Source organism: Pseudomonas sp., assembly GCF_035277045.1.
In the GTDB taxonomy this organism is placed as follows: domain Bacteria; phylum Pseudomonadota; class Gammaproteobacteria; order Pseudomonadales; family Pseudomonadaceae; genus Aquipseudomonas.
The window spans coordinates 1-2,236 of sequence record NZ_DATELE010000247.1; the positions used below are offsets into that span (position 1 = coordinate 1).

Here is a 2,236-nt window from a genome sequence, read left to right on the forward strand (position 1 = left end):
CCGATCACTTAGAAGCGCTCGATGGGGCGCGCGGCGCCCCGTCGAGCGTCCTGCTCAGCCTTTCTTGAGGTCGCCCTCCTCCCAGCTGCGGTAGACGCTGGCAGCACCGATCGCCCAGCGCACGCGCACTTCGCGGCCCGGCACCAGCACCGGGGCGCTGGATGAGAGCGCCTTGACGGTAAGGGCGACTCCGCCTGCGGTGATCACCGAGCAGGTCTGGCTCTCGCCCAGGAACAACAGCTCGGTCACCGTGGCGCTGATTTCGTTCCAGCCCGCGGGCAAGGGGGTGTCACGGGCATCCTCGAGACTGAGCGCCACCGCCTTCTCGGGACGGATCATCACCTGCAGGGTATCGCCACAGGTCACGCCCGGTTCGGGACGGATGCCCACCACCTGGCCTTCGAACTGCGCGGCGGCGTTGCTCCTGGCGGTTACCGCGAGAAAGTTGGAGCTGCCCAGGAATGAGGCGACGAAGGCGTTCGGCGGACGCTCGTACAGGTCGCGCCCGGTGCCCAGGCCGACGATCCGCCCGTGGCTGAAAATGGCGATGCGTTGCGACAGGCGCATCGCTTCTTCCTGGTCATGGGTCACGTAGACGATGTTCAGACCCAGGCGCCGGTGCAGGTGGCGCAGCTCGTCCTGCAGTTCCTCGCGCAGTTTTTTGTCCAGCGCACCGAGCGGCTCGTCCATCAGCAGCATGCGCGGTTCGTAGACCAGCGCCCGGGCAATGGCGACCCGCTGCTGCTGGCCACCTGACAGCTGCGCCGGCCGCCGCTCGGCGAATGCCTCCAGTTGCACCAGCCTGAGCATGGCGTTGACGCGCTTCTCGCGCTCGGCGCTCGACAGCTTGCGGATGGCCAGGGGAAAACCGATGTTGTCCCGCACCGACAGGTGCGGGAACAGTGAGTAGCGCTGGAACACCATGCCGATGTCGCGCTTGTGCGGCGGTGTGCGCACCAGCGACTGGCCGCCAAGCAGGATCTCGCCCGAGCTGGGCGTCTCGAAGCCGGCGAGCATGGACAGCGTGGTGCTCTTGCCCGAGCCGCTGGAGCCGAGGAAGGTAAGAAACTCGCCCTGGGGGATGTCCAGCGACAGGTTGTCCACGGCGGTGAAGTCGCCGTAGTGCTTGTTGAGCTTGCGCAGGCTGACCAGAGGTTGCTGGCGCGTATCGTTGAGGACGGCGTTCATGTCTACTCCTGGCGGTAAGAGGCTTCGTTGCGGCGGCGCAGGCCGGCGGCGACCATCATGATCAGCAGCGACAGGCCGATCAGCAGGGTCGAGGCCACGGCGATGACCGGGGTCAGGTCCTGGCGCAAGGTGGTCCACATCTTCACGGGCAAGGTCTGCAGGGTCGGGCTGCCCATCATCACGCTCATCACCACTTCATCCCATGACACTAGGAAGGCGAACAGCGCGCCGGCGGCAAGCCCCGGCCGAATGGCCGGGAAGGTCACCCGCCAGATCGCCTGCCAGCGCGAGGCGCCGCAGATCACCGCGGCGTCCTCGATCGAACGGTCGAACAGCTTGAGCGAATTGATGATCGAGATGATGGTGAACGGCAGCGCGACGATCACATGGCTGATGACGAAGCCGGTCAGCGTGCCGGTCAGGCCGGTCTTGAGGAACAGCGCATAGACCGCCACGGCGATGGTCACCAGCGGCACGATCATCGGCAAGGTGAACAGCGCATACATCATCTCGCGACCCGGGAAGCGCCCGCGCACCAGGGCGAAGGCACTCGGCAGGCCGAGCGCGATGGCACCGGCGGTGGTCAGCAAGGCGACTTTCAGGCTCGCCCAGACCGAGGCCATCCATTGCTCGTTGGCGAAGAACTGCAGGTACCACTTGGTGCTCCAGCCCGGCGGCGGAAACACCATCCACTGCGACGAGCCGAACGACAGCAGCACGATGAACACGATCGGCAGCAGCAGGAATCCGGCAATCGCGGTGGTGGTGAGCATCAGCGACAGGCGCAGCCCGGGGCCCATGGCATTGGGGGTCAGCAACATGGTCAGCGCTCCTGGCTCGAGGCAACCGGCGAGTCCGGCTGCAGTTTCAGGTAGACGTAGAACAGCCCCAGCGTCAGCAGGATCAGCAATGCCGCCGCCGCGCTGGCCAGACCCCAGTTGAGGAAGGTCTGCACCTGCTGGACGATGAACTCAGGCAGCATCATGTTCTGCGCCCCGCCCAGCAGCGCCGGGGTGACGTAGTACCCCAGCGACATCACGAAGACCAT

The 2,236-nt window shown here is 65.9% G+C and carries 2 protein-coding genes and 1 pseudogene; all 3 read right to left on the bottom strand.

What is annotated here, in order from left to right; all coding sequences use genetic code 11:
• Positions 1–54: 54 nt before the first annotated feature.
• Entirely contained in the window at positions 55–1,188 is a 1,134-nt protein-coding gene (locus VJS90_RS14005) for an ABC transporter ATP-binding protein (RefSeq protein ID WP_324122244.1), read from the bottom strand.
• A 2-nt stretch (positions 1,189–1,190) separates the two neighbouring features.
• Positions 1,191–2,009 carry an ABC transporter permease gene (locus VJS90_RS14010; protein WP_324122245.1) on the bottom strand — a complete coding sequence of 273 codons (819 nt, stop codon included), beginning with the start codon at positions 2,007–2,009 and terminating at the stop codon, positions 1,191–1,193.
• A gap of 2 nt (positions 2,010–2,011) precedes the next feature.
• Positions 2,012–2,236 (bottom strand): annotated as a pseudogene (locus VJS90_RS14015) (ABC transporter permease); the annotation flags it as partial.